Annotated in this window: 11 protein-coding genes and 1 pseudogene; 10 read left to right on the top strand and 2 right to left on the bottom strand. The window is 38.2% G+C overall.

What is annotated here, in order from left to right; translation table 11 throughout:
• Nucleotides 1–12 precede the first annotated feature (12 nt).
• Nucleotides 13–9,174: a non-ribosomal peptide synthetase gene (locus tag ANA_RS15025; protein ID WP_015080896.1), complete on the bottom strand. Its 9,162-nt coding sequence runs from the start codon at nt 9,172–9,174 to the stop codon at nt 13–15.
• 89 nt (nt 9,175–9,263) lie between these two features.
• The gene (locus ANA_RS15020) at nt 9,264–9,836 is read right to left on the bottom strand and encodes an aspartyl/asparaginyl beta-hydroxylase domain-containing protein (protein ID WP_015080895.1); all 573 of its coding nucleotides are present in this window, start codon (nt 9,834–9,836) and stop codon (nt 9,264–9,266) included.
• Between the two features lie 244 nt (nt 9,837–10,080).
• On the opposite strand from ANA_RS15020, the gene ANA_RS15015 reads away from it, so the two are divergent.
• The 10 genes and pseudogenes from ANA_RS15015 to ANA_RS14970 all read left to right on the top strand — a co-directional run bounded on the left by ANA_RS15015 (nt 10,081) and on the right by ANA_RS14970 (nt 20,551).
• Complete coding sequence (locus ANA_RS15015) at nt 10,081–10,845, top strand: SDR family oxidoreductase (protein WP_015080894.1); 765 nt, start codon at nt 10,081–10,083, stop codon at nt 10,843–10,845.
• 93 nt (nt 10,846–10,938) lie between these two features.
• The gene (locus ANA_RS15010) at nt 10,939–12,282 is read left to right on the top strand and encodes an MFS transporter (protein ID WP_200863862.1); all 1,344 of its coding nucleotides are present in this window, start codon (nt 10,939–10,941) and stop codon (nt 12,280–12,282) included.
• Nucleotides 12,279–13,610 carry an alpha/beta hydrolase-fold protein gene (locus ANA_RS15005; protein ID WP_015080892.1) on the top strand — a complete coding sequence of 444 codons (1,332 nt, stop codon included), beginning with the start codon at nt 12,279–12,281 and terminating at the stop codon, nt 13,608–13,610. Before ANA_RS15010 ends, ANA_RS15005 begins: the two co-directional genes overlap by 4 nt.
• A 37-nt stretch (nt 13,611–13,647) precedes the next feature.
• Nucleotides 13,648–14,754, top strand: coding sequence for a hypothetical protein (locus ANA_RS15000; RefSeq protein WP_015080891.1), 1,107 nt, complete (start codon nt 13,648–13,650; stop codon nt 14,752–14,754).
• 7 nt (nt 14,755–14,761) lie between these two features.
• Nucleotides 14,762–15,097 (top strand): hypothetical protein, encoded by a 336-nt coding sequence (locus ANA_RS14995; RefSeq protein WP_015080890.1) that lies wholly within the window; start codon nt 14,762–14,764, stop codon nt 15,095–15,097.
• Entirely contained in the window at nt 15,097–16,479 is a 1,383-nt protein-coding gene (locus ANA_RS14990) for an ANL family adenylate-forming protein (protein WP_015080889.1), read from the top strand. The genes ANA_RS14995 and ANA_RS14990 overlap by 1 nt, the downstream gene beginning before the upstream one ends.
• Before the next feature lie 34 nt (nt 16,480–16,513).
• Nucleotides 16,514–18,154, top strand: a complete 1,641-nt coding sequence (locus ANA_RS14985; protein ID WP_015080888.1) for a glycosyltransferase family 39 protein — start codon at nt 16,514–16,516, stop codon at nt 18,152–18,154.
• A 42-nt stretch (nt 18,155–18,196) separates the two neighbouring features.
• Nucleotides 18,197–18,670, top strand: coding sequence for a GtrA family protein (locus tag ANA_RS14980; protein WP_085929749.1), 474 nt, complete (start codon nt 18,197–18,199; stop codon nt 18,668–18,670).
• Nucleotides 18,667–19,449: pseudogene (locus ANA_RS14975) on the top strand (polyprenol monophosphomannose synthase); the annotation flags it as partial. The gene ANA_RS14980 and the pseudogene ANA_RS14975, both read left to right, overlap by 4 nt.
• 61 nt (nt 19,450–19,510) lie before the next feature.
• Nucleotides 19,511–20,551: a class I SAM-dependent methyltransferase gene (locus ANA_RS14970; protein WP_015080885.1), complete on the top strand. Its 1,041-nt coding sequence runs from the start codon at nt 19,511–19,513 to the stop codon at nt 20,549–20,551.
• Nucleotides 20,552–20,661 lie beyond the last annotated feature (110 nt).

The following is a 20,661-nucleotide window of genomic DNA, read 5'->3' as shown; positions in this document are numbered from 1 at the left end:
CATAAAAAAGAGTTATTCTAAATCTTCTAAAATCGAATCTAGTTCGTTTTCAGATAAATCAACTAGGTTGAAATCAGTAGCACTATAAAATGATGAATTACTAGATGTTGAATCTGTGAGGTATAAACGCAGGTTCTCCACATATTTTTCTCCTAGATGATTGATGGTTTGTTTTTGATGTATATTTTGACTGTAAGACCATTCTATTTGCAGAAAATCGTTTTGAATACGTGCATTAATTGCTAACAGGTGAGGACGTTCTTGTTTAGCAAATAGCCCCGTTCCTGTAGGCACATGACTAAGATTAAATAGGTGATTACCTGGGGATTTGTTGTCAATTTGCCCCAAATAGTTGAAACTGATAGCAGATTGATTAGCATAATTAAGGTTTTCCTGTAAGGTTTTATTTTGACTGACATATCGTAGTAATCCAAAACTGATGCCATGATGGGGAATATTTCTAATTTGAGTTTTAATTGCTTTGATTAATGTATCTTGATGGGTATTGGTTTCTGGTTGCTGTAGTAAAATTGGATAGAGGGAGGTAAACCAACCTACTGTTCTAGAAATATCTAATTGATCAATTAGTTCTTCTCTACCATGGCCTTCTAAATCAATGAGCCAATTGTCAGCTTGATAAGTTTCCCAGAGAGTTTTAAATAATGCCGCCAACATGATTTCTTGGATATTGGCATGATAGGTTATAGTTGCTTGTTTGAGGAGAATATTTGTCTCTTCTGGGGTTAATTGGTAAGATATTATGGCTGTACTGTCTACTGTATTTTTACCGTTGATAACTGGATAATCAACGGGTAAGGTAGCGACAGGATTTGAGAAAATGTTCTGCCAAAAGGGGATATCTTTAATGATCGCATCAGAATCTGCTAAAGTTCGCAAAGATGCAGTCCATTCTCGATAGGAGGATGTTTTTGATGGTAAGGAAATGGGTTGATCATCTATAGTTCGTTGATAGGCTTGGTTTAAGTCTGTGAGTAAAATTCGCCAGGATACGCCATCTATAATTAAATGATGAGCAAAGAGAAATAAAACGTTACCATACTCGCTGAGATTGGTAGCATATAACAACCGCAGTAATGGCGGATTATCTAATTGAAAACTTGCGTGTTCTGCTTCGACAATTGCGGTTAAAGCCTCTTGTTGGGTTTGGGGTGAATGGTCGCTAAAGTCTGCAATTTGCAAAGGTGGGCTTTTCGCAGTACCAGTATAAAATTGTTGCCATTGTCCTTGATTTTGGGAGAATCCCAAGCGGAAAACGTCGTGATGGGCAACTAAGGCGTTTAAGGACACAATCAAGGCATCTATATTTAAAGGTTCACTGCTATTCAGGGCTATTGCTTGATTCCAGTGGTGGAGATGAGTCCAATTTTTGCTCAAAAACCAATACTGAATGGGGGAAAGGTCAACAACAGCAGTTAACGGCTCAATAATTTCTATTTTCCGCGCTAATGGTTTAGCTATTGCAGCAAGTCGTGATAAAGTTTGAGCTTCAAAGATGTCTTTGGGGTTAATTTCCCAACCAGCAGCACGAACGCGAGAAACTATTTGCAAACTGATAATCGAATCTCCTCCTAATTCAAAGAAATTATCATCAGGATTGACGGTTTCCAGTCCTAAGACTTCTGCCCAGATTTGCGCGAATATCTCCTCTGTAGGCGTTTTAGCTATGGTTGGTGTAGTTGATATTTCCGGTGCGGGTAAGACTCGACGATCTATTTTCCCGTTAGGTGTGAGTGGCCAAGCTGAAACTAACACTACTGCACTAGGTAACATATATGCAGGTAAAGTTTCTGCTAAATAATCCTTTAATTCTTGACTAGTTGGTGGGTTGTCTTGCGGTGCTAGGGCGTAAGCAACTATGCGTTTACGTCCGGGTAAATCTTGGCGCAATAAAACTACCGCACTATCTACGGTTTTATGCTTAGTTAGGGCGGCTTCAATTTCACCTAGTTCTATGCGGTATCCGTTAAGTTTAACTTGGGCATCCTGACGACCCATGAAGCGGATATTACCTTGTAGATCATATACACCGCGATCGCCTGTTTTGTAAAGTCTTGCCCCTGGTGTTTTACTAAAAGGATGGGGTATAAATGCGGTTGCTGTTAAATCGGGACGGTGTAAATAACCCCGTGCTAAACTGATACCTCCAATATATATTTCCCCAGTGACACCAGGGGACACTGGTTCTAAAAATGAGTCAAGAAGGTAAATTTCGACGTTAGCGATCGCTCTGCCAATACTCGGTTCTCTCAACAAATTGCTACAATTCATCAAGCTGGCGCAAACTGTAGCTTCCGTTGGTCCGTAAGCATTGAAACAGGTGCGGCTCTCTCCACTCCAACGCCGCAATAAATCCCCAGAAACCGTTTCCCCTGCCACAATCAAAGTCTGCAATTTGGGTAAATTTGCTGGTTCAATAGCAGCTACTAAGGAAGGAGGGAGGGTAACATGAGTTATTTGCCATGCAGTTAATGTCTCCCATAGAGCAGCATTAGGAGAGCGATTTGCTTGTTCTTGCAGATATAAAGTTGCACCGCTACCCAAAGCCATAAATATCTCGGAAACTGCCGCATCGAAATTCAAAGAAGCAAATTGATAAACGCGACTTTTGGCTGTGACACCGAAACTTGCAGTTTGATTGCGTACCAGATTCTCTATCCCTGCGTGAGAAACCAAAACACCCTTGGGTTTACCTGTAGAACCGGATGTATAAATCACATAAGCCAGATTTTCTGGTCTAACTTTTAAGCAAGGACGAGGAATATTTGCCGTTAAATCTAATTCAGAAATAGCAATAACTTTGACATCATCTGGAAATAATCCTGGTGCAGAAACTGTTTTTGTTAAAATCAAACGAGTTTGACTATCTTCTACAATAAATTGCCGTCGTGTTTCTGGATAACTGCGATCTAAAGGTAAAAAGGCTGCACCTATTTTTAACACAGCCAGGAGAGAAATCACATATTCAATAGAAGGATCAAAATATAAGCCAATTATGGACTCAAATCCAAACCCTGTGGCGATGAGTTTAGCTGCCAAATTATTGGCATATTTATCCAAATCACTATAAGTAATTTCACTCTCACAACAAACCAATGCCACGCTATCAGGCTGTAAATCAGCACGTTCTTCAAATAATTGATGAGCAGGACGAAAATCCCCCCAAGTAATAGTATTAACTGCAATGTTACTGATAATTTGCGATCGCTCTGGTTTTGATAACGCCGGGATTGTTCCTAATGCCACATTCGGCTGTTCTGCCATATTCATCATGATATTCCGCAGGCGCAACAGCATGATTCTAGCCGCTGAAGGCGATAAAAATCTAGTTTGATAATTTAGTTTTAATAATAATCCCTGATCAGGAATTACACCCACCGTTAAAGGATAATTTGTTCTTTCATAAAACTGGATTTCATCAACTCTAAAATCTTGCCCTTGTTCCTTTAAACTTTGGTCAACAGGGTAATTTTCAAATACTAAAATACTCTCAAATAAAGACTCTCCTGACCCTATTTGAATCTCTTTTTGAATATCTGTTAATTTACTATATTCATATTCTCTCATTTCAACATGATGCTGTTGAATATTTTGCAACCAAGCAGCAACAGATAAACTAGGATTAATTTGGACTCGCATTGGCAAAGTATTGATAAATAACCCCACCATACTTTCTATTTCTGGTAATTCCGGTGGCCTACCAGAAACAGTAACACCAAATAATACATCTTCCCCTGCGCCATGCTTTTGTAAACAAATTCCCCAAGCACCTTGAGCTACAGTATTCAATGTTAATCGCTGGTTTTGTGCCATCTTTTGCAATACTGCAAATTCATCTTGACTCAGACGTAATTCTACTTCTTGATATGCAGGTAAATTAACATCAAATTCTGATTCTGGTATCTGCCAAGACAGACGAGTAGATGTAGAAACATCAGCTAAATTTTCCTGCCAAAATTGTTTTGCTTCCTGCAAATTCCGAGTTGCTAACCACTGAATATAATGGCGATAAGGAGGAACCGGTGGCAAAGAATGGGGAACTCTTTGACAGGTTGATTGATAAATAGTCAGAACTTCTTTGAAAATAACTGGTAATGACCAACCATCAAGGGTAATATGGTGATGACTCCACACCCATTGCCAGGTAAAATTATCTAAGCGCATGACGCTAAACCGCATCAAAGAATATTGGTCTAAAATAAATCCTTGTTGCCGTTCTGCGATGAGATATTCCTGAAGTTTATCTTCTTGCTGAGTAGAAGATAAATCACGCCAATCTTTTTGGACAATGGAAAAATCAACAGATTTACTCACAATTTGTAGAGGGGTATCTTGGTTATCCCAAACAAAAGCACTCCGCAAAATAGGATGTCTATCTACAACAGCTTGCCAAGCAAAATTAAAGTTGTCAACATCTAATTTGCCAATAATTTTACCAGTAACTTGTTCAAAGTAAATAGCATCTTCTGAATTATATATTGTGTGAAATAACATCCCTTCTTGCAAAGGAGATAGGGGATAAATATCTTCTAACTGAGAATATTTTTCCTGGAGCTTATTTACAGAAGATTGAGAAATTTTAACTAGGGGAAAATCTGATGGTGTATAGCTACCTACACCTACTTCTTTGCAATGGTTGATAATTTCTAGAAGATTTTTGTGAAATTCATCCGCCCATTTAGTAATTGTTTCTTCTTGATGTAAGTTAGAACTATATAACCAATCAACCCGCAACTCTCCCTCAACAACAATGGCGTTAATATCAATAAGATGGGGACGCAAGCCTTCAGGATTTCGAGTTGGTTCTATTTCTGAATTCAATAAGCGGAGTAATTTTTTATTTTTACCACTTTCACTGCGTACTTGACCAAGATAATTAAAACTAATTTCTGGTGATTGATAATTGGTAAATTTCGGCTTTTCTCCCTTCTCCCTATTCCCTGTTCCCTGTTCCCTGTTCCCTGTTCCCTGTTCAAGATATCTTAAAAGTCCATAACCAAAACCGCGTTTGGGAACAGCACGCAATTTTTCTTTGACGGTTTTAATGATTTCTGATTCTAAATTAATATCCGGTAATTCTAAACTGAGAGGATAAAGGGTAGTAAACCAACCAAGGGTGCGCGTGATATCTAAATCTGAAGATAATTCCTCCCTACCATGCCCTTCCATCATAATTTGGAGATTTGATTTTTGGGTGATATTTCCCAAAGTTTTCGTTAAAGCTGCCAGTAATAATTCTTGGGGTTGGGTGCGGTAAGCTTTATTAGCTTTTGTTAAAAATATCTGAGTTTGTGCTGTGGTTAATTTACAAGCAACTGTTTTCACAGAAGACTCTGAGTTATTTATTAAGCTTTGGGGAAAATCTAGGGGAATTTTTGCTGCTTCTTTTTGAATAGTATTGAGCCAAAATTGTGTTTCTGCTTGAATATCTATAGAGTTCCTATAGGTTTGCAGAAAGTGACTCCATTGTTGGAAAGATGAGGTAGATGGTGAAAGTTGACTACCACTGATTGCTTCCACCAAATCTTGCAGTAAAATCCGCCAAGAAACACCATCAACAACCAAGTGATGAATGACTATTAAAAGTTGAGATGGGCGATTTTCTCCTAAATCAAACCAAATTGACCGAGCCAGAGGTCCATTAGTTAAATTTAGCGATCGCTGTACTCTCTCTCCAACTTCCCTCATCATAGTATTTTGTTCTAACTCTGTTTTCAGAGCTAAATCAACAATTTCCCAAGTTAAATTCTCCTCTTGGGTAGCTTTGTTTTCTACATAAAACTGTCGCCAAACTCCTTGTTTCTGTTCAAAGCGTAATCGTAAAGTATCGTGATACTCGGAAATTAATTGAATTGCGGATGCAACTGTTGAAGCTTCTAAAGATTGATGAACTTCTAAAACTAAAGCTTGATTCCAATGGTGAGGATTGGGAATGTTCAGATCAAAAAACCATTTTTGGATAGGAGTCAAAGGAACTTCTCCGGCAACTATAGCAGTAGTTTCCACTGGCAAATTCTGCTTTTGTACTATAGTAGATAGGCGTTTTACAGTTTGTTCTTGAAAAATTTCCTTGGGTGTTAATATCCAACCTTGACGACGCATTTCTGTAACGACTCGCAAGGCCAAAATAGAATCACCACCTAAATCAAAGAAGTTATCTTCAATTCCTATAGCATCTATACCTAACACTTGTTCCCAAACATGACAAATTACCTTTTCAGCATCGGTTTGTGGAGGTGTAAAACTGCGTCTAGCTGCCGCTTTATTCCAATCTGGTATAGGTAATGCTTGACGATTAATCTTACCTTGAGCAGTCAATGGCACCGCATCTACCACCATAAAAGCCGCCGGGATCATATAATCTGGTAAACTCTCTTTTAGATCCGTCCGTAACTTATTGTAGTCAATCTCACTATTCGAGACAATATAAGCTACTAAACGCTGATCATCTTCAGCTTCTGAGTAGACAATAACCACAGCTTCTAACACCTCTGGAAGTGCCGTTAAAGCTGCTTCAATTTCACCTAATTCAATGCGAAAACCGCGTACTTTTACCTGTAAATCGCAGCGTCCTAAATATTCAATATCACCATTTCTCAACCTTCTCGCCAAATCTCCTGTCCGATATAATCTCGCTCCCAATTGTTGACTAAAAGGATCAGGAATAAACCTTTCTGCTGTTAAAGCAGAACGATTAAGATAACCCCTAGATACGCCCATACCACCCACATAGATTTCTCCAGGAACACCATAAGGTGAAGGTTCAAAACCGGAATCTAATATATATAAAGATAAATCTGCAATCGGTACACCAATCACACTACCGCGATTTTCTAAAATATCCTCTTCTAGAATGGGACGGTAAGTAACGTGAACAGTAGTTTCTGTAATCCCATACATATTAATTAAACGCGGGTGACTATCACCATAACGTTTAATCCAAGGTTTGAGACTTTGTAATTCTAATGCTTCTCCGCCAAGAATAATTACTCGTAAACTATTTAATTTATCGGCAAATTCTTCATCAGCCCGGATTAACTGCCGAAAAGCAGAAGGAGTTTGATTGAGAATCGTCACACCTTCTTGTTGTAAAAGAGTGCGAAAAGCTGTGGGAGAACGACTTTCTAAATAAGGAACAATAACTAATTTACCACCATACAATAATGCTCCCCACATTTCCCACACTGAAAAATCAAAAGCGAAAGAATGAAACATTGTCCAAACATCTTTGCTATTAAACTCAAACCATGCTTGGGTATTTTCCATCAGTCTCACAACATTGTTATGACTGACTAAACAACCTTTTGGTTGTCCAGTCGAACCGCTAGTGTAGATGATGTAAGCCGTTTGATGAGAGAGAATTTGAGAAGTAAGAATTACATTCGGTGCAAACTCTATCTTATCAATCACCAAAATTTCCGCAATATTTACCGGAATTGTAGATAGTAAATTCTCTACTGTTAATAGTAAATTAATTCCACTATCTTGAGCAATAAAACCTAGCCTTTCTGGCGGATAATGAGGATCTAGGGGTACATAAGTTCCACCCGCTTTCAAAACTGCCAGTATAGAAATTATTAACTCTACACTACGTTCTTGAAAAATCCCTACTCGTGTTTCTCTAACCACTCCTTTTTGTTGTAAAGCAGCAGCTAAAATATTTGAGAGTTGGTCTAATTCTTGATAAGTTAATTTTTTTTCTGAGTCAACTACAGCTACGTTATCACTATAAATATTAGCTATATTAGCAAATAGTGCAACTAAATTTGTTGTCTCTGATTTTGTGTATTCTAATGCAGAACTTAATGCTAAAAGCTTTTGTCTTTCCCTAGTTCTTAATAGAGGTAAAGTGTTAATATCAACATCAGGATTATTAACAACAGCAATTAACAATTGTTGATAATGTGTGAGTATTTGTTGGGCAGTTTCCGTTGTAAATAAATCAGTATTATATTCTAGCGCTACTATCCATCCCTCAGCCGCAGGTTCTAACATCAGACTCAGATCAAATTTAGCACCACCATTGTCAAGATAGATAGGTGTAATTGTAATTTCTGGTAATTGAATTTCGCCATTTGGTGCATTTTGTAGAGCAAAAAGTGTCTGAAAAATTGGTGAACGACTAGGATCACGCTTAATTTTTAGTTTGTCAGTTATTAATTCTAAAGGAACATCTTGATTTGTGTAAACATCTAGGCAGGTTGATGATATTCGCTGTAATAATTGTCGAAATGAAGGTTGACCCGAAAGATCACTGCGTAGGGGTAAAGTATTAACAAAACAACCAATTAGATTTTCAATTTCGCTACGTCTACGATTGGCAAAAGGACTACCAACGACAATATCATCTTGACCAGAATAACGAAATAATAGAATTTGATAAACTGCTAAAGCCACCATGAAAAAGGTGACACCTTCAGTTTTAGCCAATGTTTCTAAAGAATTAGTAATAGATGCTGATAGCGGTTCACGTAACACTGCACCATCAAAAGTTTGTGATGCTGGACGGATTTTGTCTAGAGGTAAATCAAGAACTGGTAAGGGAGACGCTAAGGTTTGTTCCCAATATGCTAGTTGTTGTTGAACTGTCTGTGTTTGCAACCAAGTTTCTTGCCATTCGGCATAATCTCCATATTGAATCGGTAGTTCTGGCAAAGAAATATGTGAACCTTTAACCGCAGCACTATAAAATTGTGTCAGTTCTTGAATAAATATTCCTAATGACCAACCATCACTGATAATGTGATGGAGATTTATTAAAAGAATATGTTCCTGTGTTGATATTTGATATAAAATCACTCTCATCAATTGGTCTTTGACGAGATTGAAGGGTTGACGCGATTCTGTTTCTAAGATGATTTTGAGATGATCAGATTGCTTATCTGCAAGTGATTCTATAATTTTATATTCGAGATGAAACTCTCGTTCTGAATGAATTAATTGAACGGGTTCTGCATTTTCTATAGCAAAGGTTGTTCTGAGAATTTCATGGCGGTTCATGATTTCCCGAAAGCTATTTTCTAAAGCTATTCGATTAAGATTGCCCACTAACTTTAAGGCAATAGGAATATTATAAGCTATATTGCCAGGAGATAATATTTCCTGATACCATAATTGTCTTTGAGAAAGAGATAGAGGCAATACATAAACTTCCATAAATCAAACCACTTAAGTAATTTTCTGAACAACTGCGATCGCTCCATAGTAGGGTAAACCCATAGAACAGAAGACAACTAAATCACTAGTTATTTTGACAATTCAGTTTGAGATAAAATATTTAACCAATACTCTTCATCAATCCCTTGACTACTGCTTATTGGCTCTGTCAAAATTGACTCCGGCCTCTTAAAGTCAATAAGTAAAACGATTCTTGTTTTGTCAGATTTATTCCAGGCCTCATGCTCATAAGTATCGTCAAAAATTAGACATTTTCCTGCCTGCCAACTTTTTGTTTCTTTATCTACCCGAATTGCACAATCATCCGGTACAACTAAACCTAAGTGACAGCGCAGAACTGCCTTAGTAGCCCCAAAATGAGGTCCAATATATGTCCCTGGTGCTAAAGAAGAAAAACCCGCTGACATCATACCGGGGATGTTTTCAACTAGTTTGGTTGTTTCGGGACATAATCTACAGTTGTCCTCTAATCTTTGTCCAAAAGCATATAATCCAAACACTTCCCAGCCTTGGTTATAAATATTTTTTTCTGGCCAATCAATAAAGTTTTTTGGTTGGAGTTGTTCTAATTCGGTGCGAACCATTAGCCAGTTATTTTCTAAAGGTGCAATAAATTCAAAGTCTCTAGATTCAAAAAACATATCCCAGTATTCTCACTTTCTTTGTATATTATATTGTCAGTAATTTACCCCAATTATTAGAATATCATAAATTTTGAAATTTTCACCAGACGTATAAAAAAATAATTTAAAAAATTTTTCAGGCTCAGAAACTCTCAGGTTGACGTAAAATACACTTGACATTGTATAATTCTAACAGAAATACGATACATTTTTATACATGGACAAGCAAATTTTGACACACGAAAATGGACTGTAAGGTTTTATGAAATTAGAAAATATTAGAGCTATAGTTACCGGTGCAGCTAGTGGCATTGGGCGTTGTATCGCGCTAGAAATGGCTCGTGCTGGGGCTAAGGTGGTTGCTGGTGATTTAGATATGGATGGGCTAAAAAATTTAGTAACAGAAGCTGTAGAATTACCGGGAGAAATCTACGGATTGCATTTAGATGTTGCCAATGAATCAAGTGTTAAAGATTTTATACCTTTAGCATCTTCAAAAATAGGATATGCTAATACCCTAGTTAATAACGCAGGTATACTTAGAGATGGATTGTTAGTTACACAAGATGAAGAGGGTTGGTTGCGTAAACTACCGACGGCTCAATGGAAGCGAGTAATTGATGTAAATTTGACCGGTGCTTTTTTTATGGCACGGGAGTTTGCAGCTTTAGCCATTGAACAAAATATTTCTCCTGCGTTGATTATCAATATTTCCTCTGTCACCAGGTCAGGCAATCCAGGTCAGTCTAATTATAGTGCCTCTAAGGCAGGACTAGATGCGGATACACGCACATGGGCTTTGGAATTAGCTGCTTTCGGTTTTCGAGTAGCAGGTATAGCACCTGGGTTAACAAATACGCCAATTTTGAGTCGGGTATCCCCAGATGCTTTAGCGGATATGACTGCTAACATACCTTTGGGGCGTATTGCTGAACCTTATGAAATCTGGCAGGCCGCACGGTTTATTATTGAATGTGACTACTTTACTGGTAGCATTATAGACGTGGATGGCGGGGCGCGATTTTAAGCTACACATATAACAGGAAAGTAGAGAAGAGAGTTTATAGACTTTACATAAATGGAAAAACCAATTTTTACAACTCACTAAATATAGATGCAAATGATGAAACATCTTAATCAACTCATTGAACCGATTCGTGAACTCCGTAACTTTATTATTTTCTGGTTAGGGCAGTCTGTATCTGAAATCGGTAATCGTCTCACAGGATTTGGTTTAAGTATTTGGGTTTATCAAAATACTCACGCCGTTGCCCAATTAAGCCTAGTTTTATTTTTTACTATATTGCCAGGCGTATTAATTACTCCTTTTGTTGGTGCATTGGTGGATAAATGGCATCGCAAAACAACAATTATTATCAGTGAAATAGGTGCAGCCACTGTTATACTCACACTTGCTTTACTGCTACTGACTGATAATCTACAACTCTGGCATACTTATGTCGCTGCATTTTTTACCTCAGTCTGCGGTTCTTTTCAAATGACAGCCAAGGCTGCCGCTTTACCGATGATGGTTTCTAGTAATCAGATGGGACGAGCTAATGGTTTAATACATTTTAGTTCAGCAGTAGGACAATTAGCAGCACCAGTATTAGCCGGTATCATTATCGTTAATTTCCAACTTCAAGGCTTATTAATGATAGATTTATGCAGCTATTTGATTGGGTTTTTAACGTTATTAATTATTGATATTCCTCAGCCTGAGCCTAGTATTATCCCGATAACAGGAATAACTGCTATCTTTAATAACATTTTTTACGGCTGGGAAAATATTTCTTCTCGCCTTTTTTTGATGATCATGCTGGCATTCATGACAATTAATTCTTTTGTGAATGGTATGACTACAGTTTTAATTAATCCCCTCATTTTATCCTTTTCCACAGCAACAACCTATGGCAGTATCATGTCAATCGCTGGCTGTGGAATGCTTGCTGGCAGCATTTTTATGAGTATCTGGGGAGGTGGGAAAAAATCTATCTCTCCTTTGTTTATATTTTCTAGTTTAAATGGCATAGCTTTAGTAATTGCTGGTCTCAAACCTTCTGTCCCGTTAATTACCTTGGGTATATCGCTTTCGTTTTTTACACTGCCAATTATTCTCAGCACTAATGCCACAATTTGGCAAAATAGCGTGCATCCAAATGTTCAAGGGCGTGTACTGGGACTGTTCTACACTATTACAGGCTTGGGGGCAGCGTTTGGTACTCTCAGTGCTAGTCCACTGACTGATACAATTCTAGAACCGATGCTGGATGTTGACGGCGTACTTGCTAACAGTATTGGTAGATTAATTGAAACAGGTCCAGGTCGGGGAATTGGGTTTTTGATGATTATGGAAGGGGTGCTGATGTTATTTGTGTCCATCATTTTGTTCAATTATTTTTACTTCCAACATATTGATGAGGAGTTGTTGGTTGGTGATAGAAAAACTGTAGAGAATTTATGAACGGAAAATTTCATCAAACCCAGGAAAAACCAATGCGTGGGAAGATTGAGAAAATTGATTTAGATTCAAAAATTTCAGGTTTTGTCCGCAAGTTATATATCTATTTGCCCCCCAGTTATGCAGATAATTTGACTCGGAGTTATCCGGTTCTTTATATGCACTCTGGGCAGCACCTATTTGAGCCAAAAAAAGTGGATGGTGAATCTTGGCGAATACATGAAACAATTGAGCAACTATTACATGGTGATTTAATTCATGAAATTATTGTCGTCGGTATCGCTGCTGCTGCTGCTACTGTGACATCTGATTACTGGCATTATGCGGGTTTGTATAAAGATCAAGCACTAGGAGGTCATACCTATGAGGGTTTCATTATACAAGAGGTAAAGCCTTTTATAGATAATAATTTCAGGACTTTGAGCGATCGCTCCCACACTGCCATAATCGGCTCTTGTGCTGGTGCAACTGTCAGCTATAACATTGCCGAACGCCATCCTGATGTTTTTGGCAAAGTAGGGATGCTTTCCCCGGCTGTTCGTAGTTTTGATAGTAATACTTGGCTCTACTCCTGGCCAATGCAAAAACCACAGTTCATGCTCTGGATTGATGTCGGTGATGCGGAAGGAATTTATACCCGCCCGGTAAGAGAATTGGTTGATGTGCTAGTTATTCAAGGTTGTGTGCCTAATATTGACCTTTTCTACTATTTAGAACCCGATGCTGCTCACGTAGACACTCACTGGGGTAAGCGCTTAAAACACCCACTACTGTTGTTTTTCGGTAAGGAAGGGACACCTGTTTCTGTGGAACTACAAGGTGATCAAGTCCTGGGAGTAGGTAGCGCACCATTAACAGTTAATCCGGTTGTAGAGTATGACACTGGACTACGATGTACTGATCTTACTGGTAGCTATGATGTGGAAGATCCACAGATTTTGCAGGTGCAACCAGGCAACCGATTGACTGGACTTTCCACTGGTATGACCAGAGTATCCTTTTCATCTCAAGGAGTAAAAACATCCGATAATTTCCAAGTTGTACCTAGTTTACCTGATCAAGTGCAAGTTCATCTACGCGCCCATGTTCCAGATGAAACTCCGAATGTTGAGCAGATACATTTTGGAACTATGACCTTACAGCGAACCAGCGGAAATTTCTATGAGGGAAAATATACCTTGCCACGGGGTTTTAATCTAGCAACTGTTTTTAGCTGTGAGATGTATAACTTTGAGTGTCAAAAGGACGGTTCACCAATGCCACTGCGGTTTTTACAAGTGCAAAAAGATATATCTATTGAGTATAGGATTGAAAACTGGTCTAAGCTCTAATCTACAATTTGAGGTTTCATTCAGAGTAAAAAATGATATGGATAAAATCACTCTTGCATCCCAACTTCAATTGGAATTTCCCTATTACTACGTATGTCATTATCCATTAGTAGATTTGCATTTACGCCAGAATCAGGGTCGAAGTATACTCAGTCTCCTACCTAATGCTGATTTTTGGAGTATCCCTGTGTTTAGCGTTGATACCACTGATGTAGTGCCGAACCTGGTGATGCAGCGTGGATATAAGCTTTTTCGAGAGGGGATGGATCTATTTGAATTAACTACAACCGGTGAATCTTCCTTCCAAGAGGGACTTGCTCAAATTAGTGCCTCCATAAAACGCAATCAACCAGTAATTCTTACAGGGACGACTTACGAACTACCACATAGTCCAGATTTTCATAATCCAAATTATCTCAAACCGCCGACTAACTCTACATTAGGTGGTAGTTTTATGGTCGGTGATCACTATATCACTGTGGTGGGAATAGGATCTGAAGAGGTTTTCATTTATGACCCTATACCTAACAAGTTTCTGGGAACGATTTCTCTTGAGTCCTTAGAAAAATTCTGGCGCGGGAATCTCCAGTTTCCAGAATTTACTCAAGCTAGGGGCTATTCTTTTTTAGTCACTTACGGTATTATCAATGTGACAATTGCAGAGCATTATCAAAATAAAAAGTTTGATTCGGTGGCAATCAATGTTCTAAATAAAGTCAATACTGCTTTTCTGGAGGGGCGGACAAGAAGTAGACCAGGTAGACTTTATTTATCAGGTGTTGCTCTCAACACTTATATCTATGAAGCTTTTTGTGCTTATTACTCCACATCGGGAGAAATTCCGCAATCTTTGGGAAAATGCCTCTTTGATATGCGCTGGAGTCGCTATTATTTGCGGGACTTCCTCCATGATTTGGATCAAGAACTCAATCTTCCTGTCTCAGAACTCGTGGATGAGATTCTCGTGATTATCCAATTGTGGGAAGAGGTTTACAAATCATTTCTGATTATTGTCCGTAAAAACTCCCAGGACAATCAGACTCAAGTGCAAAAATTTATCACTTTTCTGGCTGGGGTGATCAAACGTGAGAAGGAGTTCCACTGTCAGATTCAGGATTGGTTAAGCAAAACAAAAGTGGGGTAAATTTTAAATGTCAGAACAAGCCAAGATTAACGAAACTGTTCAGGATATTGTCCTGGACTGTATTCAGGAAGTAACTACACAAGGCTGGGGTCGTATCCAAATTGAACAGGGTGCGGCTGCTAATATTCTCGCGGGTGGTGGATACATAGATTCTTTGGGACTGACCTCATTGCTGATAGCGATTGAGCAGGATATTGAGGCTGAGTTGGGATTCACGATGAATCTAACTAGTACAATTACTGAAATTACTCCCAGTAGCACTAATCCATTAGCTACTGTGGGATCACTAACTGATTATATAGTTGATTGTATTCACAATGCTACTGTGTGTGGGGGTGTCTGATGGCTATTGAATTTCTATTGGAGAGGTTTGATCAGACCAAAGATGCTGAGGCGTTAATCTGGGGCGACTCCTACGGAGCGCTAGTTCCCGCCGGGACGCAATGCGTTCGCTATCGTTCGGTGCTTTATAGTGAACTTGGGCAATTAGTCAAATTTTGGCAGGAACGATTGCAAAAGGAGGTTGTTCCCAAAGGTGCAGTGATCGCTTTGGAAGCAGATTTTTCACCCAATTCTGTAGCTTTGTTATTGTCCTTACTCCAACATAATTGCATTGTGGCACTGTTAACAGCAGAGATGAAAACCAGTCGGGACGAGTTGCGTCAGATAGCAGAGGTAGAATGGATCATCAAGGTTGGCTTAGATGATAATGTGAGTATTGAGCAGACTGGAACTCAAGCTAGACATGAGCTTCTGCATCAACTGCGCGATCGCCAACATCCCGGATTAATCATTTTTACATCCGGCTCCACAGGCAAAAGCAAAGCTGCTGTCCATGATTTCATTTTAATGCAAGAGAAGTTCCAAACGGTAAGACCTGCCCAAAGAACACTACTATTTTTATTATTTGACCATATTGGTGGTATTAACACCCTCCTGCACGTTCTCGCCAATGGGGGATGTGCAGTTATACCTTTAGATCACTCTCCAGAAACAGTAGCAGCAGCGATCGCCAAGCATCGGATACAAGTATTACCCACCTCACCCACCTTTCTCAATCTTCTACTTCTGGGTGGTGTTCACCAGAGATACGACCTTAGTTCCTTAGAAATTGTTACCTATGGGACAGAAGTGATGCCAGAAAGCGTTTTGAGCAATTTAAATCAGCTTTTTCCCAATATCCGTTTCCATCAAACCTACGGACTCACCGAACTGGGTATCATGCGTTCAAAATCCCGTTCCTCTGATTCTCTCTGGTTTAAGGTGGGTGGGGAAGGATATGAAACCCGCATCGTCAATGGAATGCTGGAAATTCAAGCCAAAAGTGCCATGCTAGGCTACTTAAATGCTCCAGCACCTTTTACACCAGATGGTTGGTACATGACGGGAGACTTGGTGGAAATTGACGGTGATTGGCTAAAAATTCTCGGACGCAAATCCGAATTGATTAATGTTGGTGGACAAAAGGTTTATCCTGCTGAAGTAGAGAATGTTTTACAGACTATGGAAGGTGTGCTAGAAGTGTCCGTTAAGGGTGAAGCAAATCCCATTACTGGAAATATAGTTACCGCTAAGGTTCGTCTGACAACGGATGAATCTCTGCGGGAATTTCGGATCAGATTACGAGCCTTTTGCCAAGATAAGTTAGAGTCTTACAAAATTCCTATGCGAGTTATGTTGGTGAAAGAAAAACTGCATAGCGATCGCTTTAAGAAAACCCATTAGCTTCTAATCAGAAAAAAAATTCTCACATCATCAAATGAACCAATCACAACTACTAACAAAAACAAATCCCCCAAGTTGGTTAAAAATTTTAGTAATAATCTTCATGGGATTAAGTATTTTCTGTCGGTTTACCAATTTAGGGCAAAAAATTTATTCCAGTGATGAAAATTGGACATCTGTAGCAATTTCTGGACACACATTAGACGAGTTGAAACAGGAAGTTTCTCAGAATCAAGGCATAATTCCCATTAGTAATTTTGACAAATATCAACATATTAATCTAGATCGCGGTGTGGCTGATACAGTAAATTATTTAATCACCTCAGACCCACAGCATCCCCCTTTGTATTACGTTATGGTCAGATTGTGGGCGCAAGTATTTGGGGATTCTCCTGCTGGTGTGAGAAGTTTATCAGCAGTGATCAGTTTATTGATATTTCCTGCTGTATATTGGCTGTGTTTAGAGTTATTTGATTCAGCGGTTGTGGGATGGTTAGCAATGGCACTAATTGCCGTTTCTCCCCTACAATTATATTTTGCTCAAGAAGCACGTCAATATACTTTATGGATGGTGGAAATCATTGGATCAAGTGCTGCTTTATTGCGAGCTATGAAACAAGAAAATAAAATTAATTGGGCTTTGTATAGCCTATCTTTAGTCTTGGGTTTATACACCCATTTATTCACGTTTTTGATCATGATATCTCATGGTATTTATGTAATTATTCAACAACAGTTTCATTTTACAAAAACTTTCATTAATTATCTAATTAGTACAATCGCTGCCTTTTTAATATTTTTACCTTGGTTGCTTGTATTTATCACCCATCTTCAAACAGCATTAGCGTTAACTTCAGGGTTTGGCATAAAATATATCAATAATCCTTTCGAGCTAATTGCTATTTTTCTAGATCGAGTTACTCGCATATTTTTTGATCTAAATTTTACTACAAGTATAATACTTGCCCGCTTCACTGATGAAGGTTCTTTATACTATAGTATTACTTCGTTAATATTTAGCTTAATTCTAATTATTTATTCCCTATTTCTTCTAGTAAGAAATTATCAAAATAAAGCTTATTTATTTATTTTTCTATTGGGAGGATTTCCTAGTTTATTGTTGATGGTATATGACATAACCTCTGGAGGAAGTCGGTCTCTTCAAGTCCGCTACCAATTGCCTTTATATCTTTGCTTAGAAATTACGGTAGCTTATCTTTTAAGTTTTGCTTTTCAAATTCTGCAAGAGCAACTTTGGCGGAGAAAAATAGCTCAATTACTGATGGTTTTATTTCTTTTAGCTGGATTAGTTTCTGATGTTACATTTTTTCAAGCTCGGAGTTGGTGGACGCAATCAAGTAGTAGATTGATTATCCAAACTATTCAAACTATGAATAAATCAGAAAGTCCATTATTGGTAATTAATAACGCTCCTATAAATTTAGGAGGAATTTTAGCTTTAAGTCATTATTCTCCAAAAGTTCCTTTATTGCCAGTAGCAGACAATGAAATTATGCAAATTCCTGAAAATTATCATCAGATTTTCTTCATACAAAATAATAGTCGGTCATTCCATCAAATGGAACAGGATGAAAAGTATGCTGAAAAAGCAATAATAGTATTGGATATACCACCGGGAGGTTTATGGGAATTTGAGAAAGGTCAGCAATCATAAACATTGATTTTGAAAGTAAAATTATCAATAGAGAAAAAGGCAATGAATCATTTTCTGGAGATTACCAATCTCATCAACAGACTGCAATTAAGTTCTTCTTGGGTTTTTCTCAGTCGTCTGGTTCGTTTCGCTATTGTAGGTTTAAGTGGTGTATTTGTAGATTTGGGAGTATTTTACTTTCTACATACATTCTTAGGTTGGTTATTAACTCCCAGTGGAATGCTTTCTACCGAAGTGGCAATTATTAATAATTTTCTCTGGAATGATGTATGGACATTTGGTGATATATCTGATTCACAACAGTTAGATAATAAGCGATTACAAAGGTTTTTCAAGTTTAATCTAATTTGTTTTTTCGGACTGATTTTAAATAGTTTAATTGTGAATTTTTTAGTTTATAAATTTGAAATCAATGAATATATGGCAAAATTGATAGCAATTATTTGTGTGACATTCTGGAATTTTGGTATTAATTTAAGGTTGAACTGGCAAATTAAGGAAACAACAGAATCATGATCACTAATAGCTTAAACGACTTGATATCAGTCCCGGTGGGAACGTTAAAAATTCCGGCATTGTCAGAACTTTCGCAGTCTAACGAGCCTGTTTATTGCTCTTTGATTATTCCTACATACAATGAAAGCAAGAACATTTTAGCAGTGGTGCATTTGTTAAGCCATTTGCTTGATGAAGCGTTACCAAATAATTATGAATTGGTTGTAATTGATGATGATAGTCCCGATCGCACATGGGAAATTGCCCAGGGACTAACAAAAGATTATCCTCACCTGCGGGTGATGCGTCGTCAGGGAGAACGAGGCCTATCTACTGCGGTGATTAGGGGTTGGCAGGTAGCTCAAGGGCAAATACTAGCAGTAATTGATGGGGATTTACAACATCCGCCAGAGGTATTAATAAAGTTATTAGAGGCGATCGCCCAGGGAGCGGATCTTGCTGTTGCTAGTCGTCATGTAGAAGGTGGTGGAACTAGTGATTGGCAATGGCATCGGCGATTTTTATCACGGGGGGCGCAATTCTTGGGATTGATGATTTTACCCAGTGTCGTTAGTCGTGTTTCTGATCCCATGAGTGGTTATTTTTTAGTCCGTCGAGAAGCGATCGCCCAGCAATCAATGAATCCCCTGGGTTACAAGATTTTAATTGAAGTATTAGGGCGATGTCAGATTAATCGTATTACAGAAGTCGGCTATGTGTTTCAAGAGCGTCAAGAAGGAGCGAGCAAAGTCACTTGGCGACAATATTTAGAGTATTTAATGCACTTAATCCGGCTGCGTTTTTAATAGTATAATCACTGTCAATAAATTTTGTTTGTTTTACGTTCACTCAGGTATAATCATGGAAAAAATTACTGCTACAGTCTACGACACAATTGACCCCTACCAATGGGTAACAGATATAGCTCATCAAGCCTGGAAAACTAGAGATCAGGAAGTTTGGGCTAACAACATTCAAGACTTGATTACACCTGACGCAGTTGTTCTTGATGCTGGATGTGGATTAGGAAGATTACTGCCTCGGTTTTGGTCAGCTAAAAAGATTGTTTTGGTCGAACCAGATCAAAAGAGATTTTTACACGCTTCCATAGTAGCCAAATGCTTACTTAATGAAGACCAAAAACTATTAGAAAAATTAAAGGATGACGCTTTTTGGCAAACTGATGAATATGATGGTTTACTTAAAGAAGCACATACATCACCAGTCAAAAGTGATAAAGTTCATCTTCTGAATGATGTCATGCAAAGTCCAGCGATCGCGCAATATGGAACTTTTGACCTCATCGTTTGTTCCCACATTTTTGAACATATTTCTTTAGATATTATCCAAGAAAGTATTGCCACTTTTTATAACCTCTTGAAGCCAAATGGTTCTTTAGTAATATTTGCTTGTAAGTCTCCCATCCTCCATCACAAGGGAGCTACTAAGGAGTTTGATCATCAAGATATTTTGATTAGCCGAGAAGAATTTGCCGAAATTTGTAAAAATGGACATTCCGCAGGTTTAGGAATTAGATATATGCCCTTCGATCTGTTTCAAACTATCCTGAATAATCCGTTTAATCCCACATTACAAGAGACATTTGGAGATGAGTTTAAATTCAAATCAGAACATTATCAACTTCCCACAACACCCCTATTTACCATCAAGCAATGGGAAGCTTACCATTCTGAGTTTTATACTCACAAAACTATGGAAGTTGGCACATATATTGAATATCCACAAATTCAGGCTCTTCTCTATCATCCAGTTAAACCAATAGAGAGTGTGGCAGAAGTATTAGAACTTGAACATCAAGTTAATCAAAATGAAACGTTGAAAAAAATGCATTTGATTGATATGGTTGTAGTCGCAAAAAAAATGAACCCTGATATTTTTTAGACTTCAACAATAAATCCAGGACTTACGCAACTGGCACATTGGCAAGGTGCATCAGACAGCAAAAATTTAGCAAATAAACAGATTGTTGATATCTGATGCACCCTACAATA

Origin of the sequence: Anabaena sp. 90 (assembly GCF_000312705.1) — a bacterium.
Taxonomy (GTDB): Bacteria; Cyanobacteriota; Cyanobacteriia; order Cyanobacteriales; family Nostocaceae; genus Dolichospermum; species Dolichospermum lemmermannii.
This window is presented reverse-complemented; position numbering and strand designations above follow the sequence as displayed.